The sequence below is a fragment of the Fructilactobacillus sp. X2R1C1 genome, assembly GCF_059901435.1.
The window spans coordinates 124,707-140,363 of the sequence record NZ_JBWXUV010000003.1 but is presented as its reverse complement, the minus strand read 5'-3'; the positions used below and the strand labels follow the sequence as shown (position 1 = coordinate 140,363).

At 41.1% G+C, this 15,657-nt stretch carries 11 protein-coding genes; 9 read left to right on the top strand and 2 right to left on the bottom strand.

Features of this window, described 5'->3' with window-relative positions:
* Positions 1-93: 93 nt before the first annotated feature.
* On the top strand, positions 94-2,712 hold the full coding sequence (gene adhE / locus AC6UDG_RS05495) for a bifunctional acetaldehyde-CoA/alcohol dehydrogenase (RefSeq protein WP_500694096.1): 2,619 nt from the start codon (positions 94-96) through the stop codon (positions 2,710-2,712).
* A gap of 47 nt (positions 2,713-2,759) precedes the next feature.
* On the opposite strand, the gene AC6UDG_RS05490 is transcribed toward adhE, so the two are convergent.
* A complete protein-coding gene (locus AC6UDG_RS05490; protein WP_500706744.1) occupies positions 2,760-3,650 on the bottom strand; it encodes a LysR family transcriptional regulator in 891 nt (296 codons plus the stop codon).
* A 119-nt stretch (positions 3,651-3,769) separates the two neighbouring features.
* On the opposite strand from AC6UDG_RS05490, the gene AC6UDG_RS05485 reads away from it, so the two are divergent.
* The 4 genes from AC6UDG_RS05485 (at position 3,770) to AC6UDG_RS05470 (ending at position 8,239) form a co-directional block, all read left to right on the top strand.
* Positions 3,770-5,425, top strand: coding sequence for a malolactic enzyme (locus AC6UDG_RS05485; protein ID WP_500706743.1), 1,656 nt, complete (start codon positions 3,770-3,772; stop codon positions 5,423-5,425).
* A gap of 16 nt (positions 5,426-5,441) precedes the next feature.
* On the top strand, positions 5,442-6,413 hold the full coding sequence (locus AC6UDG_RS05480; protein WP_500696983.1) for an AEC family transporter: 972 nt from the start codon (positions 5,442-5,444) through the stop codon (positions 6,411-6,413).
* A 133-nt stretch (positions 6,414-6,546) separates the two neighbouring features.
* Positions 6,547-7,518 carry an AEC family transporter gene (locus AC6UDG_RS05475; RefSeq protein ID WP_500706742.1) on the top strand — a complete coding sequence of 324 codons (972 nt, stop codon included), beginning with the start codon at positions 6,547-6,549 and terminating at the stop codon, positions 7,516-7,518.
* 79 nt (positions 7,519-7,597) lie between these two features.
* Positions 7,598-8,239, top strand: a complete 642-nt coding sequence (locus tag AC6UDG_RS05470) for an HD domain-containing protein (RefSeq protein ID WP_500695835.1) — start codon at positions 7,598-7,600, stop codon at positions 8,237-8,239.
* A gap of 34 nt (positions 8,240-8,273) precedes the next feature.
* Here the strand turns inward: AC6UDG_RS05470 and AC6UDG_RS05465 are convergent, their stop codons facing one another.
* The gene (locus AC6UDG_RS05465; protein ID WP_500696981.1) at positions 8,274-8,774 is read right to left on the bottom strand and encodes an aminoacyl-tRNA deacylase; all 501 of its coding nucleotides are present in this window, start codon (positions 8,772-8,774) and stop codon (positions 8,274-8,276) included.
* A 112-nt stretch (positions 8,775-8,886) separates the two neighbouring features.
* On the opposite strand from AC6UDG_RS05465, the gene AC6UDG_RS05460 reads away from it, so the two are divergent.
* The 4 genes from AC6UDG_RS05460 to AC6UDG_RS05445 all read left to right on the top strand — a co-directional run bounded on the left by AC6UDG_RS05460 (position 8,887) and on the right by AC6UDG_RS05445 (position 15,630).
* Positions 8,887-10,491: an Nramp family divalent metal transporter gene (locus AC6UDG_RS05460; RefSeq protein ID WP_500694089.1), complete on the top strand. Its 1,605-nt coding sequence runs from the start codon at positions 8,887-8,889 to the stop codon at positions 10,489-10,491.
* A 113-nt stretch (positions 10,492-10,604) separates the two neighbouring features.
* Positions 10,605-11,330: a GntR family transcriptional regulator gene (locus AC6UDG_RS05455; protein WP_500694088.1), complete on the top strand. Its 726-nt coding sequence runs from the start codon at positions 10,605-10,607 to the stop codon at positions 11,328-11,330.
* 150 nt (positions 11,331-11,480) lie between these two features.
* A complete protein-coding gene (gltX, locus tag AC6UDG_RS05450) occupies positions 11,481-12,986 on the top strand; it encodes a glutamate--tRNA ligase (RefSeq protein WP_500699589.1) in 1,506 nt (501 codons plus the stop codon).
* 235 nt (positions 12,987-13,221) lie between these two features.
* On the top strand, positions 13,222-15,630 hold the full coding sequence (locus AC6UDG_RS05445) for a phosphoketolase family protein (protein WP_500695833.1): 2,409 nt from the start codon (positions 13,222-13,224) through the stop codon (positions 15,628-15,630).
* Positions 15,631-15,657: the final 27 nt, after the last annotated feature.

Sequence of the window (15,657 nt, the reverse complement as noted above, 5' to 3'; positions counted from 1 at the left end):
TAAAAATAACAATGAACCATTGCTTTTTGAAAAAGATGATGATATGATATTAGTTGTGAAGAAAATAACAAGAAAATATTGGAGGCTGGAAGTATGACAGATGCAAAGCAACAACCCAATGTTGAAGAGATCGATAAGAATATTGATGCCAAAGTTCAAAAAGCACGTATTGCCGTAGATGAGATGAGTAATTTCGACCAGGATAAGGTTGATAAGATTACCCACGCCATGGTACTTGCTGGGGTTAACGCCCACCAAAAATTAGCTAAGATGGCTTATGAAGAAACCGGACGTGGTGTTGAAGAAGACAAGGCCATTAAGAACTTGTTTGCCACCGAAGAAATTTGGCACGATATTCGTAATGATAAAACCGTTGGGATCATCTCAGAAGATTCTGAAAATGACCTGATTAAAGTTGCTGAACCACTCGGTGTTATTGCTGGAATCACTCCAGTTACTAACCCAACCTCAACTACTTTATTCAAGGCAATTATTTCAATGAAGACTAGAAACGCCATCATCTTTAGTTTGCACCCACAAGCCCTTCAATCGTCAATTGAAGCTGCTCGAATCGTGCGTGATGCTGCGGTTAAAGCTGGTGCACCTAAGGACGCCATTCAATGGATTGAAAAGCCTAGTCGAGAAGCTACGAACGCTTTGATTCAGAACCCTGGCGTTGACATTACCCTTGCAACTGGTGGTCCTGGATTAGTTAAGGCTGCTTACTCCGCTGGGAAACCAGCTTTAGGAGTTGGTCCTGGTAATGGTCCCGTTTACGTTGAAAAAACCGCCAACATCCCACGTGCCGTTAACGATATCGTTTTATCAAAGACCTTTGATAACGGGATGATTTGTGCCACTGAAAATAGTGCGGTGATCGATGCCGATATCTATAAAGATGTAAAAGAACAACTCGAATTAAACCGGGTTTACTTTGTTCCAGAAAAAGAAAAACAAAAATTAACTGACGCCATGTTTGACAGCAAGCGTCTTAGTGTTAAGGGTCCAATTGCTGGTGCCACTGCGCAACAAATTGCTGACATGGCTAAGATCAAGATCCCAGAAGACACTCAAGTGCTTGCCGTTGAGATGACCGGAATTGGTCCTAAGTACCCAATGTCAGGGGAAAAGTTATCACCAGTTCTTTCGGTCTACAAGTCAAAAGACCACAAGGATGCTTTCAGAATTTGTGCTGAACTTCTAAACTACGGTGGATTAGGTCATACCGCAGCAATTCAAACCTCAGATGATCAATTGGCCGTTGACTTTGGGGTGGCCGTTAAGGCTTCGAGAGTGATCGTTAACTCACCATCTGGTCTTGCTGGAGTTGGTAACTTGTACAACAACATGACCCCATCACTTACGCTTGGAACTGGATCATGGGGTAAAAACTCAATCTCCCATAACGTTACTGATTATGACTTGTTGAACATTAAAACTATCGCAAAGAGAAGAAATAATATGCAATGGATTAAACTACCTCGAATCTACTTCGAAAAGAACTCAGTTCGCTACCTCCACGACATGCCTGGTATTAAAAAGGCCTTTATTGTTACTAGTCCTTCTATGGTTAAATATCACTACGTTGACAAAGTCTTAGATGAATTGAACCGAAGAGAAGATGACGTCCAATACTACATCTTCGATGACATTCATGGTGAACCAACAACTGACATGGTGAATGCTGGGGTTACCCAAATGAACGCCTTTAAGCCTGACACCATCATCGCCCTTGGTGGAGGATCACCACTTGATGCCGCTAAGATGATGTGGTTGATTTACGAAAACCCTGAGACTGACTTCTTCGGTGCAAAACAGAAGTTCTTAGATATCAGAAAACGTGCTTACAGATACAACAAACCAGAAAAATCACAAATGGTTGCCATTCCAAGTACTTCTGGAACTGGTTCAGAAGTAACGCCATTCTCAGTTATTACTGATTCAAAGCTTCACGTTAAGTATCCATTAGCTGACTACGCTTTGACACCTGACGTTGCCATTGTTGATCCACAGTTTGTTAAGACGGTACCAAAGGGCACCATTGCTGCCTCCGGACTTGATGCCTTAACTCACGCGATTGAGTCATACGTCTCAACCATGGCTTCAGATTACACTCGTCCAATGTCACTTCAGGCCATCAAGATGATTTTTGATAACTTGACTGACTCGTACAACGGTAACATGGAAGCTCGAGACAAGATGCATACCGCCTCAACGATCGCCGGAATGGCATTTGCGAACGCTTTCCTTGGAATTACCCACTCAATTGCTCATAAGATTGGTGGACAATTCGGGATCACCCACGGGCTTGCCATCGCCATTACTTTGCCACACGTTATCAGATATAACTTCAAGAAACCAAAGAAGATTGCCACATGGCCTAAGTACGAATCATTCAGAGCCGACGACGATTACGCTAACATCGCTCGCTACCTTGGTCTTCCTGGAAACTCCAATGAAGAATTGAAGGAAGCCTTGGTTCACCGCTTCATCGAATTAGCTCACTCGGTTGGAGTTGAACTTGATCTGAAGTCACAAGGTGTAAGCAAACAAGAGTTAGAAGCAGCTGCCGATCATCTTGCCGAACTGGCATATGCTGATCAATGTACAACTGCTAACCCGAAAGAACCACTAATCGCAGATCTCAAGAAGATGATTCTTGACGAATACGAAGGTGTTGGGGTTGAGACTCAAACTGACAAAGAAGTTTAGTTTCTAAGTCATTACAAAATTAAAAGTAGGAATTCCAAACGGAATTCCTACTTTTTTTGTGCAATTGATTTGGTTAAAACGTTGATTAATTCTTGCTCTTCGGGTGAAAGAACGTGACTTTTACGAAAGGCCACCGAAACATAAAACGGGGGTAAGTCTTCATCATCAATGGGGATGGAGACGAGGTTGTCGAAAGGTTTAATGGCCTTACTAACCAAAAAGGTGATCCCCACGTCTTCAGAGACTAATTGTTTGGCTAGCTCAATGTCAGACGTTTGATACTTAATTTTGGGGTGAATGGCGTGAAGCTTAGACAGATCCGAAAAGACCTGAGTGTGAACGAAGTCACTGGAGAGGCCCACAAACTCTTCGTTTTTGAGGTCAGCAAATTTAACGGAGTGAGCGTCTGCCAGTGGTGACTGTCGATTCACGACCAGCATGAAGTGGTCTTTGGTTAAAACCGTCGCGTCAATCTCGTTACTTTCAAGCGGTTTGGATGATCCTAAAAGTGCTAAGTCGATTCGACCGTCTTTTAATTCCCCTAAAAGCTTTTTGGAACCACTCTCTGAGTTATCAAGATCATTTAGGATCCCAAGTGAAAATAGCTCGGACGCCAGCTTGGGAAAATAGTAGTTGCCAATGATTGGTGGAAGACCAAAGCGAATGACATGGTCACTGATGCTGCCCATTTCGTTGTTAATTTTGTCTACTTCCTTCATAATTACCTGGACGTGTTTTTCAAGGTCGGCGCCGGCCTTAGTGAGTTTAATTTGGTGGTGGGCCTGATTTCGATTAATTAATTCGACGTTGAAGTTATCCTCTAAACGCTTAATGGCCATGGTAATCGTGGGCTGTTTAACGTGATAATACTTAGAAACGTCGGTGTAATTTTTAAGCTCGGTTAACTTGTTGAAGTACATTAAATCTTTTAGCTTCATGATGACCTCATATAAATTAAATTTATGAATAAATCGTGTTTGACTATCTTTTTGATAGTGAATTAGTATTTAAAAGAATCAATTACAGACTATTTTACTACAAAAAGGAGTCTTAAAATATGGCTAAAGGTGAAGAAATATTGAACAATCCCTTTATCAATAAAGGGACTGCATTTACTGATGATGAACGAAAGACATTAGGACTGGTGGGGATGCTTCCACCGAACGTTCAAACTTTGGGCGAACAGGTTGAAAACGTTTATGACGAATACCAACACAAGGGTAGTGACCTTGAAAAACGCATCTACTTGATGAGTATTTTCAACGAAAATCGGGTTCTATTCTATGCTACCTTCGCTAAACATGTCACTGAATTCATGCCAGTCGTTTACGACCCAACGATTGCTGACTCAATTGAAAACTATTCCAGATTGTACGTTAACCCACAAAACGCGGCGTTTTTATCAATCAATCACGATGACCCTGAAACGATCCGTGAAAGTTTAAAGAACACTGCTTCCGGACGCAATATCAAGTTGATCGTTGTAACCGATGGCGAAGGAATCCTTGGAATTGGTGACTGGGGAACTCAAGGAATTGACATCCCGGTTGGTAAATTAATGGTTTACAGTGCCGCTGCTGGCATTGACCCATCTGAAGTCCTACCAGTGGTCTTAGACGTTGGAACTACTAACAAGAGTTTACTCGACAATCCACTCTACCTTGGTAATCACCAGAACCGTGACTACGGCCAAAAGTACTACGACTTCGTTGACAAGTTTGTAAAAGAAGCAGAAGACTTGTTCCCTAATTTATACTTACACTTTGAAGACTTTGGGCGTGCCAACGCTTCAAACATCCTTGATAAGTACAAGGATGATTACTTGGTCTTTAATGATGACATCCAGGGAACTGGAATTATCGTCCTTGCTGGTGTCTTAGGTGGCCTTAAGATTTCTGGTGAAAAGATGACCGATCAGAAGTACCTGTGCTTTGGTGCCGGAACTGCCGGCGTCGGAATTGCCGAGCGGGTTTGTGAAGAGATGGTGCAAGCTGGCTTATCCGAGGAAGAAGCTAAGAAGCATTTCTACATGGTTGATAAGCAAGGCCTCTTGTTTGACGACATGTCCGACCTAACTCCTGGACAAAAAGAGTTTGCGAGAAGTCGTTCTGAATTCTCTGACTCAGAAAACCTGACCGACTTACTCTCAATTGTGAAGGCTGTTCATCCATCAATCATGGTTGGAACTTCTACTCAACACGGCGCATTTACTGAAGATGTTATTAAGGAAATGGCCGCTCATACTGACCGTCCAATCATCATGCCAATCTCAAACCCAACTAAGTTGGCTGAAGCAACTGCTTCCGATTTGATCAAATGGACTGATGGTCGTGCCTTAGTCGCTACCGGTGTTCCAAGTGCACCCGTTGAATACAACGGAGTTAAGTATGAGATTGGACAGGCTAACAACGCCTTAGTCTACCCAGGAATTGGGTTAGGTGCCATTGCTGCCACCGCCACTAAACTTAACGACGACATGATTAGTGCTGCTGCTCATTCCCTTGGTGGAATTGTGGATTCAACGGTTCCTGGGGCTGCCATTTTGCCACCAGTTGACCAGTTAACCGAATTCTCTGAGACCGTTGCGATTGCTGTTGCTCAAAGCGCAGTTGATCAAGGGATTACGCGCGAAAAGATTACGGACGTTAAGTCGGCCGTTGATGATGAAAAATGGTATCCCGAATACCCAGATTTAACTAATTTAAACAAATAATTGGAGGAATGTTACATTGGCAGCGTTTATTACTTCACTAGAAAGTGTTGCTGAGATTGTCATTGTCATTGCACTTGGATATTTCTTGAGAAAGTCGGGAAAATTCGCCGACAGTTTCAAGGGAAACATCTCATTCTTAATCATGAATGTGGCTTTGCCTATTTCAATCTTCGTATCAGTATTAGATAATTTGACCCGCGGAAAGTTAGTTGGGCTAGCTGGCGGACTGTTATACACCGTAATTAGTTTTGCGTTAGGTTACATTGTCGCCATTGCCCTAGTCTACATCCTAAAAATTAGAAAAGGTCGTAGGGGAACTTTCATTAACATGGCGGTGAACGCCAACACCATTTTCATTGGGCTGCCCTTGAACTTGGCACTATTTGGAACTTCTGGGATGACTTACTTCCTGATTTACTATGTAATGAACACCATCTCAACTTGGGCCATCGGAATCTTCTTCATCTCAGGAGACGATCCCACCAAGAAGAAGGGTGAAAGCAAGGGGAACTTTAACTGGAAGAAGTTGCTTCCAGCTCCACTGATTGGTTTCTTGGTTGCGTTAGTTTGGATTCTGATTGTTAACGTTAAGTTGCCAATGTGGATTGACAAGACTTGTAACATGATTGGTGGTCTTGTAACACCATTATCCTTAATCTACATTGGGATTATTTTGGCCGATGCCGGTCTTTCATCAATTCACTTTGATAAGGATTCCATTGCCGCACTACTTGCTCGTTTCGTGATTGCTCCGGCAATTATGATTGGAACCTTACTGGTCTTCATGCACACCGGTGCTGGGATTCCAAACATCGAATTTGGCACCTTAGTAATTCAATCTGCCACCCCTGGTTTGGCTGTGCTTCCAATTCTGGTTAGTCAGTCCCATGGTGACGTTGATTACGCTACTAACCTGGTTGTAACCAGTACGATTCTGTTTGTGATCGTCGTTCCAATCTTGATGGCCATTATCAACTTCATTGTATAAGTAAGTAATTAATAAAGAAGTCAGACGTTCAATCTGGCTTCTTTTTTGTGTGCCATGCCACGGTCCCGGTTTGAAAGTGGTAACGTAGAAGTATGCACAATTTCATTTATTAATTAATTGGAGGGATTAAACAGTGACCGCATTTATTGCCTCACTAGAGAGTGTCGCTGAGATTGTTATTATTATTGCTTTAGGGTATTTTCTTCGTCGTTCCAACAAAATGACGGATGGTTTTAAGGGAAATGTTTCGTTCTTAATTATGAACATTGCCTTACCAGTTTCGATTTTTATTTCCGTTTTGGATAATTTGAATCGGGGAAAATTAGTTGGACTAGTTGGCGGACTACTATACACGTTGATTAGTTTTACCCTGGGTTATGTAATCGCAATCGCATTGGTTTTTGTTTTAAGGATCAGAAGGGGTCGAAGAGGGGCCTTTATCAACATGTCGGTCAACGCCAACACGATTTTTATGGGATTACCCTTAAACATTGCGTTGTTTGGAAACGCCGGGATGACGTATTTCTTGGTCTACTATGTGATGAACACCGTCTCAACCTGGGCGATCGGAATCTTCTTCATTTCAGGAGATGACCCAACGAAACAAAGGGGAAAAAAGAAAAAGAGGGTTACCCTCAAACAGATTTTACCGCCGCCACTGGTTGGATTTATCTTAGGTTTGGCGTGGATTTTGATCGTGAACGTCAAATTGCCAGCTTGGATTGATAAGACCTGCAACATGATTGGTGGATTAGTGACACCGTTGGCATTGATCTACATTGGAATCATTTTAGCCGATGCCGGCTTATCTTCAATTCATTTTGATAAGGATACCATTGCCGGACTGGTAGGAAGATTTGTGATTGCGCCAGCAATCATGATTGGAACCCTCTTAGCGTTTATGCATTTTGGCGTGAACATGGCCTTTCCAGAGTTTGGGACGTTGGTAATTCAGTCGGCAACGCCCGAACTAGCGGTTTTGCCGATTTTAGTTAGTCAATCCCATGGGGACGTGGACTATGCCACTAATTTAGTGGTAACCAGCACCGTGCTGTTCGTTATCGTGGTTCCGATCCTGATGGAAATTATTAATTTTATTATGTAAGTAAAAGAAGCTATTGGATGGCTTCTTTTTTAGTTATATATTTATAATGTGGGAAATTATTTTAGTAGGAGTGAGAGACATGAACGATAAAATTGCAAAGGTAAAAGAGTACGCCAAAGAGAACATGAGTAAGGATAAGAGTGGACACGGATTTGACCACATCCAACGGGTCGCAAACATGGTCTTACAATTGATGGGGACCGAACCAGCTAACGGTGAGATTGCCCTTTCAGCTGCTTACTTACACGACGTTTTTGACGATAAATTGGTGGATGATCCGGACGCTAAAAGAGAGGAAGTCAAAGAGCGGTTAGCAAAATTTGGCTTTAGTCCTGATGAGATTTTGCAGGTGATGGACATTATCAACCACATGTCTTTTAGTGACAACATTGAACACAAACAACCGTTATCAAAAGAGGGTCAAATCGTTCAAGATGCTGATCGATTAGATGCTCTGGGTGCGATTGGAATTGCGCGGGCCTTTCAGTATGGTGGGGCACATCATCGGACCATTTATGATCCGACAATTAAGCCGCGGACTTTAACTACTAAAGCAGATTATCGCAACGCAACTGACGATACCACCATTAATCATTTTTACGAAAAGTTGTTTAAGATTGCTTCCGATTTAAATACCGATGCTGCTAAACAAATTGGAAAGAAGAGAACCCAGTACATGCGTGAATTTGTTGCTGAATTCAAAAACGAGTGGGATGGATAAAAAAACGCCGATCCGAACGATCGACGTTTTTAGTTTATTCGGTAATATCAGCAAAGGTTCCGTTGACTAATTGTTTGACGTCTTCAGCATTTACTTTAACAGAACGACCAATCTGACCGGATGACACAATGATGTCACCCTGTTTTTGGGCTTCTTCATCGATGTAGATGGGATAACCCTTTTGTTCATAAATTCCGATGGGGGTATTTGCACCGTGCTCATATCCGGTCGTATTAACTAAGTCTTTTAGGGGAACCATGCCCACTTTTTTGTTGCCAGAAGCTTTGGCTAACTTTTTGTAACTTAAGCGTTCATCTAAAGGAACCACTCCAATGACGGGACCAGTTGTTTTTCCAGTCAGCGCTAACGTTTTGTAGATTAAATGTTGATCAACGTCAGCTTCGTTAGTGGTGATTTGTTGAACGTCTCCCTCTTGATGGGTGGCAAAAATCATCTGTTGAAAAGGAATATTGTGTTTTTCAAGGATTTGTTCGACTAAGGTTTTGTGGACTTGATTCTTTTTTTTCTTTGACAAATGGCTCACCTCTCGGAGATATTTTATCATATTAATAAAATATAAGTAAAAATTTCATTTACTTTTAATTCTTATTTATGTAGAATCAACGTGGAAGGAGATGCAAAGGAAAATGAGTGAGAAAGATGAAAAAAAAGCACCAAAGAAAAAGCATGCCCTAATTGAGTATGCGAATGGTAAATCCCTCCAAGAAATTAACGGAAGCGTTGATGTCCCTGAAGGATTAGGATTTTGGAAAACATTATTCATGTATTCAGGACCAGGAGCGTTAGTTGCGGTGGGGTACATGGATCCCGGAAATTGGTCAACTTCAATTACCGGTGGTCAGAACTTTGGATACTTGCTGATGTCAATTATCTTGATTTCAAGTTTGATCGCGATGTTACTTCAATACATGGCGGCTAAACTTGGTATCGTGACACAAATGGATTTAGCGCAGGCGATTCGTGCAAGAAGTAGTAAGACATTAGGGGTTATCCTTTGGATAACAACTGAGTTAGCAATTATGGCGACCGATATCGCGGAAGTTATCGGGGCAGCGATTGCGTTGTACTTGCTATTCCATATTCCATTGTTGATTGCCGTTTTAATTACGGTTCTTGATGTTTTGGTACTGTTACTACTTACAAGTATTGGATTTAGAAAGATTGAAGCCATTGTTGTTTGTTTGATTTGTGTCATCTTCTTGGTATTTGCCTACGAAGTAACTCTTTCAAACCCACAGTGGTCAAAGGTTTTCTTAAACTTAGTTCCAAACATCAAAACCGTTCAAACCCATCCATTTGTAGGTGGTCAAACTCCGTTAAGTGGTGCCTTAGGTATCATCGGAGCCACCGTTATGCCGCATAATCTATACTTACATTCTGCCATTTCGCAAACCCGTAAGACTGATAATAACGACGAGGATTCAGTGGCACGCTCAGTTAAATTTTCAGCTTGGGATTCCAACATCCAATTAACAATGGCGTTCTTTGTTAACGCATTGTTATTGATTATGGGGGTTGCGGTCTTCAAGTCTGGTGCCGTTAAAGACCCATCATTCTTTGGTTTGTTTGCTGCCTTAAAGAATCCTGATTTTATGACCAACCCATTACTAGCAAGTGTTGCCAAAACCGGAGTCCTTTCAATCCTGTTTGCCGTGGCTTTGCTTGCTTCTGGTCAAAACTCCACTATCACTGGTACTTTGACTGGTCAGGTTGTTATGGAAGGTTTCATCCATATGAGAATGCCTTTGTGGGCTCGTCGTTTGGTAACCCGTGTCATTTCAATCATCCCAGTTGTTATTTGTGTACTTTTGAGTAGTGGAAAACCAGCCATTGAAGAGCATGAAGCGCTTAATACTCTGATGAACAACTCACAGGTCTTCTTGGCGTTTGCTTTACCATTCTCCATGTTGCCGCTTCTGATCTTTACCGATAGTAAATTTGAAATGCGTGGAAAACGGTTCGTTAATGCCCTTTGGGTTAAAATTGCTGGTTGGGTATCTGTGATTGCTTTGACTTTCTTGAATCTGTATGGTTTGCCAAGTCAGATTGTCAGCTTCTTTGGTGATAATCCAACTCCAGCTCAAACCGATATGGGGAACTGGATTGCCTACATCTTGATTGTTTTAGTTCTGGCCCTCTTGACTTGGGTCGTTTGGGACTTGTACAAGAGTAATAAACGATTCATGGAGGAACATAAGAACGCGAAAAAAGAAGTCGATCAGTACGAATAATTAATTAGAAAAATAGAACTTCGATTTGATCGGAGCTCTATTTTTTTAGCCAAAATTTATTATTTTTAATATGTTAAAATAATGGGTAAGAAACGTCTAATAAGGAGTATTGAATGGCTGATCTAGTTTATAAACGGGTAATGGATGATTTAAAAAAGAAGATTGATTCCAACTATTTCAATAATAATCGTTTACCGGATGAACGGACTTTAAGTTCAAAGTATCACGTCAGTCGGAGCTCGGTTAAGCAAGCTTTAGGTATCCTAGCGGAACAGGGAATTATTTTCAAGAAACGTGGCTCTGGGACCTTTATTAATCCACTTTATTTGAAGAATAAATCTATTTTTAGTTACGAGGGATCTAACCTTGGAATTACCAATAATCTGAAGGTTGAGGGGTACGATCCAAAGATTGATTTACTGGAATTTAAAGTTGTTGCCCCCACCCCTGAGATTTTAGAAGATCTGTTTCTAAATCAAGGTGATGAAGTGTATGAGATTAAACGGCTCCGCTCGGTTGATTCGACACCTATTATTATCGAGTCTGGTTATATTCCGGTTAAAGTGGCGCCCAAGATGAGTAAGCGAGTGGTTAAGGGTTCGATTTTTAACTACTTAGAGGAAAAGCTAAACAAGACGGGAACCAAATCCTACATGTCGATTGAAGCCCAACCGTCCACGATTGATGATCAAAGACTATTGAACTTAAAGCCTGATGAACCAGTCGTGGTCATGGGTGGGATTTTCTTTTTAGACGATGGAACCCCGTTTGAAATTTCCAACATGCGCATTCATTATAAGTACTTTAATTACAACACGTTTGTTGATTTGAATAACTAGAATCGACTTTTACTCAATTTTTTGAGTTAGTTTAAAAGTGATATAATGGAATTGTTGTAAGCACGTACATTGGTTCGGAATTAACGTAATGTAAGAATGTACGAAGAGATTTAAAAGAGTGCCAATGCTGGCAAAAAAGGAAGTATTAAGATGGCGAAAAAGAACGTTAGAGTTAGATATGCACCAAGCCCAACTGGTTTTTTACACATCGGAAATGCACAGTCTGCTTTATTTAATTATCTGTTTGCAAAACATTTCGGCGGAACGATGGTTCTTCGAATCGAAGATACTGATTTAAAGCGTAACGTTGACAGTGGTGAAAAAAGCCAGATGGACAATTTACGCTGGTTAGGGATTGACTGGGATGAAGGCCCTGATAAGCCTAATCCGAAGTATGCTCCCTATCATCAAACGGAGCGAAGAGCTTTGTATGATAAATACATCAGTGAATTAATGGACAAGGGTCTGGCATACAAGGACTTTGCCACTGAAGACGAACTAAAAGAGATGCGGGAAAAGCAACGGGCAAATAAAGAGGCTCCACATTACGATGGACGTTGGTATGGTGCTTCTGAAGCTGATATTCAAGCCGCTGAAAATAAGGGATTACCTTACACAATTCGTTTACATTTACCAAAGGATCATACCTACGAATGGGACGACATTGTGAGAGGTAAGGTTGAATTTAATTCTGACAATTTAGGTGGCGATTTTATCATTCAAAAGAGTGATGGATTACCAACCTATAACTTTGCTGTGGTGGTCGATGATCACTTAATGGATATTACTGATGTTTTAAGAGGTGACGATCACATTGCTAACACCCCTAAGCAAATGGCCGTTTATGATGCATTAGGATGGCAGCACCCTAACTTTGGTCACATCTCATTGATTTATAATCCGAAGACCGGTAAGAAATTAAGTAAGCGTGACAAGGATACTTTGCAGTTCATCAGTGAGTACAAGCGTGAGGGATACTTACGTGAAGCAATCTTTAACTTCATTGCCTTTCTTGGGTGGTCACCGGTTGGTGAAAAGGAAATCTTTTCAAAGGACGAACTGATTAAGGCGTATGATCCAAAGCGAATGTCAAAATCGCCAGCTTTCTTTGACCAACACAAATTAGACTGGATTAACTCGCAATACGTAAAGAGCATGCCATCAAGTGAACTTGCCGATCGAGTGGTCGAACTCGTTGACGAAGGGCAGACTGACATTGCCAAGAAAATTCAAGAAGATGACATTCCCAACCTGCACGATTACGCTGAACAGGTGATTGATATTTACAAACACAGTGTGTTTAAGTTGACTGAAATCATGGAATACATGGATTTCTATTACAATATTTTGGGTCAAAACATTGATTACTCAAAACTCAGCGACTTTTCACACGATGATTTGGAAAAGTTATTCAATGCTTTAGAAGACAAGATTCATGAGGCCAGTGAAAACGGTCAAAATAAGGGACTTGATTATGGTCCAATTGTTAATGAGGTTGGCAAAGAAACGGGGATGAAGGGTAAACAGCTTTACTTCCCACTAAACGTCATCTTTACTGGTGACACATCTGCTCCCCAAGTTGCGCAGATTATGGGACTATTTTCACCGTCAGTTATCAGTGCATTAATTAATAAAGCACTTCGTGGAATTGAATAAAATATTTTAAGTCTCCAATTGAAAAATTGGAGACTTTTTTAGTGCTTAAAATTGCTTGAAATTAGGGTTTTTAAGGGCTTAAAATTGGTTCGTATCAATTGTCGAAATGGTTGACATTTCACCAAAAGTCTTTATCATAGTTGTTGTAGGTAAGCCAATAAGTTTGGCGCTTTCAAAAACAGATTAGATCCAGCTCGAAAACGAGCTGCCGATTATTTAAAAGGAGTGTTATAGCATGGCAGTAGATTATGATTCCAAATCATATTTTGAAAAAATGCAACAATACTGGAATACTGCGAATTACTTGTCAGTAGGTCAGCTATTTTTACGTGCTAATCCTTTGCTTAAGAAGCCTTTGACTTCTGAAGATGTAAAGGTTAAGCCAATTGGACATTGGGGAACAATTGCCTCACAAAACTTTGTTTACACCCATTTGAACCGTGTCATCAACAAATATGACCTTAATATGTTCTATATTGAAGGTTCAGGTCACGGTGGCCAAGTTATGGTTTCAAATTCTTACATGGATGGAAGCTACTCAGAAATCTATCCTAAGATTTCTCAAGATGAAGCCGGAATGGCTCGCCTGTTCAAGCAATTTTCATTCCCTGGTGGAATTGCATCACATGCTGCACCTGAAACTCCAGGTTCAATTCATGAAGGTGGAGAATTAGGTTATTCACTTTCACATGGTGTTGGTGCAATCTTTGATAATCCTGACGTTATCGCTGCCGTTGAAATCGGTGACGGTGAATCAGAAACTGGTCCTTTGGCTGGTTCATGGATGTCAAGTAAGTTCATCAACCCTGTTACTGATGGTGCTGTTTTACCAATCATTAACTTAAACGGATACAAAATTGCTAACCCAACTGTCTTAGCTCGTATGACTGACGAAGACATTACTAAGTACTTTGAAGGTATGGGCTGGAAGCCTCGTTTCGTTGAAACCAACATGCCTTATGGTACCGACCAAATGGAAACTCACGAAAAGCTTGCTAAAGTTATGGATGCTTCAATTGAAGAAATTAAAGCCATTCAAAAGAACGCTCGTGAGAACCAAACTGCAGAAACTGCTACAGAACCAAAATGGCCAATGATCATCTTCCGTTCACCTAAGGGTTGGACTGGCCCTAAGAAGAACGCTGAAGGTCTTCCAATTGAAGGATCATTTAGAGCTCACCAAGTTCCAATTCCACTATCAGCAGATGACATGGGTACTGCTGATGAATTCGTAGAATGGATGAAGAGTTACAAACCTGAAGAATCATTTGATGAAAATGGTACTTTAAAGCCATACCTTAGAGAATTAGCTCCTAAGGGTGACAAACGGATGTCAACGAACCCAATCACTAACGGTGGTATCGATCCTAAGCCATTAGACTTACCTGACTACCGTGATTACGCTCTTGATATCAAGACTCCAGGTGCTACTGAAAACGAAGACATGGTTGTTTGGTCCGAATGGCTACGTGACGTTACTAAGAGAAATCCTAATAACTTCCGTGGATTCGGCCCTGATGAAACATGGTCTAACAGATTATGGCACTTATTCGATGTTACTCGTCGTCAATGGTTGCCAAATATCAACCCACCATATGATGAGTACATGGCTCACTATGGTCGTTTGATTGATTCACAACTATCAGAACACCAAGACGAAGGTTGGCTTGAAGGATACACCCTTACTGGTCGTCATGGATTCTTCGCAACTTACGAAGCCTTCGGTCGAGTTGTAGATTCAATGCTTACTCAATACTTCAAGTGGTTGAGAAAAGCTTCTGAACTCGAATGGAGAAACAAGTATCCTGCATTGAACTTCATCGATTCATCAACTGTATTCCAACAAGATCACAATGGTTACACTCACCAAGATCCAGGTATGATTACCCACTTGTCTGAAAAGAAACCTGAGTTTATCCGTGAATACTTCCCAGCTGATGCAAACACATTATTGGCTGTAGGTAACGAAGCATTTGATAGTTACGAAAGAATTAACTTGATTACTACTTCAAAGCACCCACGTCCACAATGGTTTAACATTGACGAAGCTTCAAACCTTGTTAAGAACGGTCTCGGCTACATTGACTGGGCTTCAACTGACAATGGTGAAGAACCTGACGTTGTTATGGCATCTGCTGGTGTTGAATCAACTCTTGAAACCCTTGCTGCAATTTCAATCTTGCACAAGCGTTTCCCTGAAATGAAGATTAGATACATCAACGTTGTTGATTTGCTTAAGTTACGTAACCCAGAACTAGACCCTCGTGGTATTAGTGACAAGGAATTCGATCAACTCTTTACTAAGGACAAACCGGTTGTATTCGCATTCCACGGTTTCGAAGATATTATCAGAACCATCTTCTTTGATCGTCACAACAAGAACGTTCACGTTCATGGATACCGTGAAAATGGTGACATTACTACACCATTTGACATGCGTGTCTTGAACCAATTAGACCGATTCAATTTGTCTAAGGAAGTTGTTTCTGATATTCCAGAATACGCCCTTAAGGGTACTGGATTTATCCAAGAAATGAACAACATGCTCGACAAGCACGACCATTACATTAGAGAGTACGGTACTGACTTGCCAGAAGTTGAAAACTGGAAATGGGAACCACTTAAAAAACCAGCTAAGAAATAATTAATGTAACCAATTAATTAGAAAAGA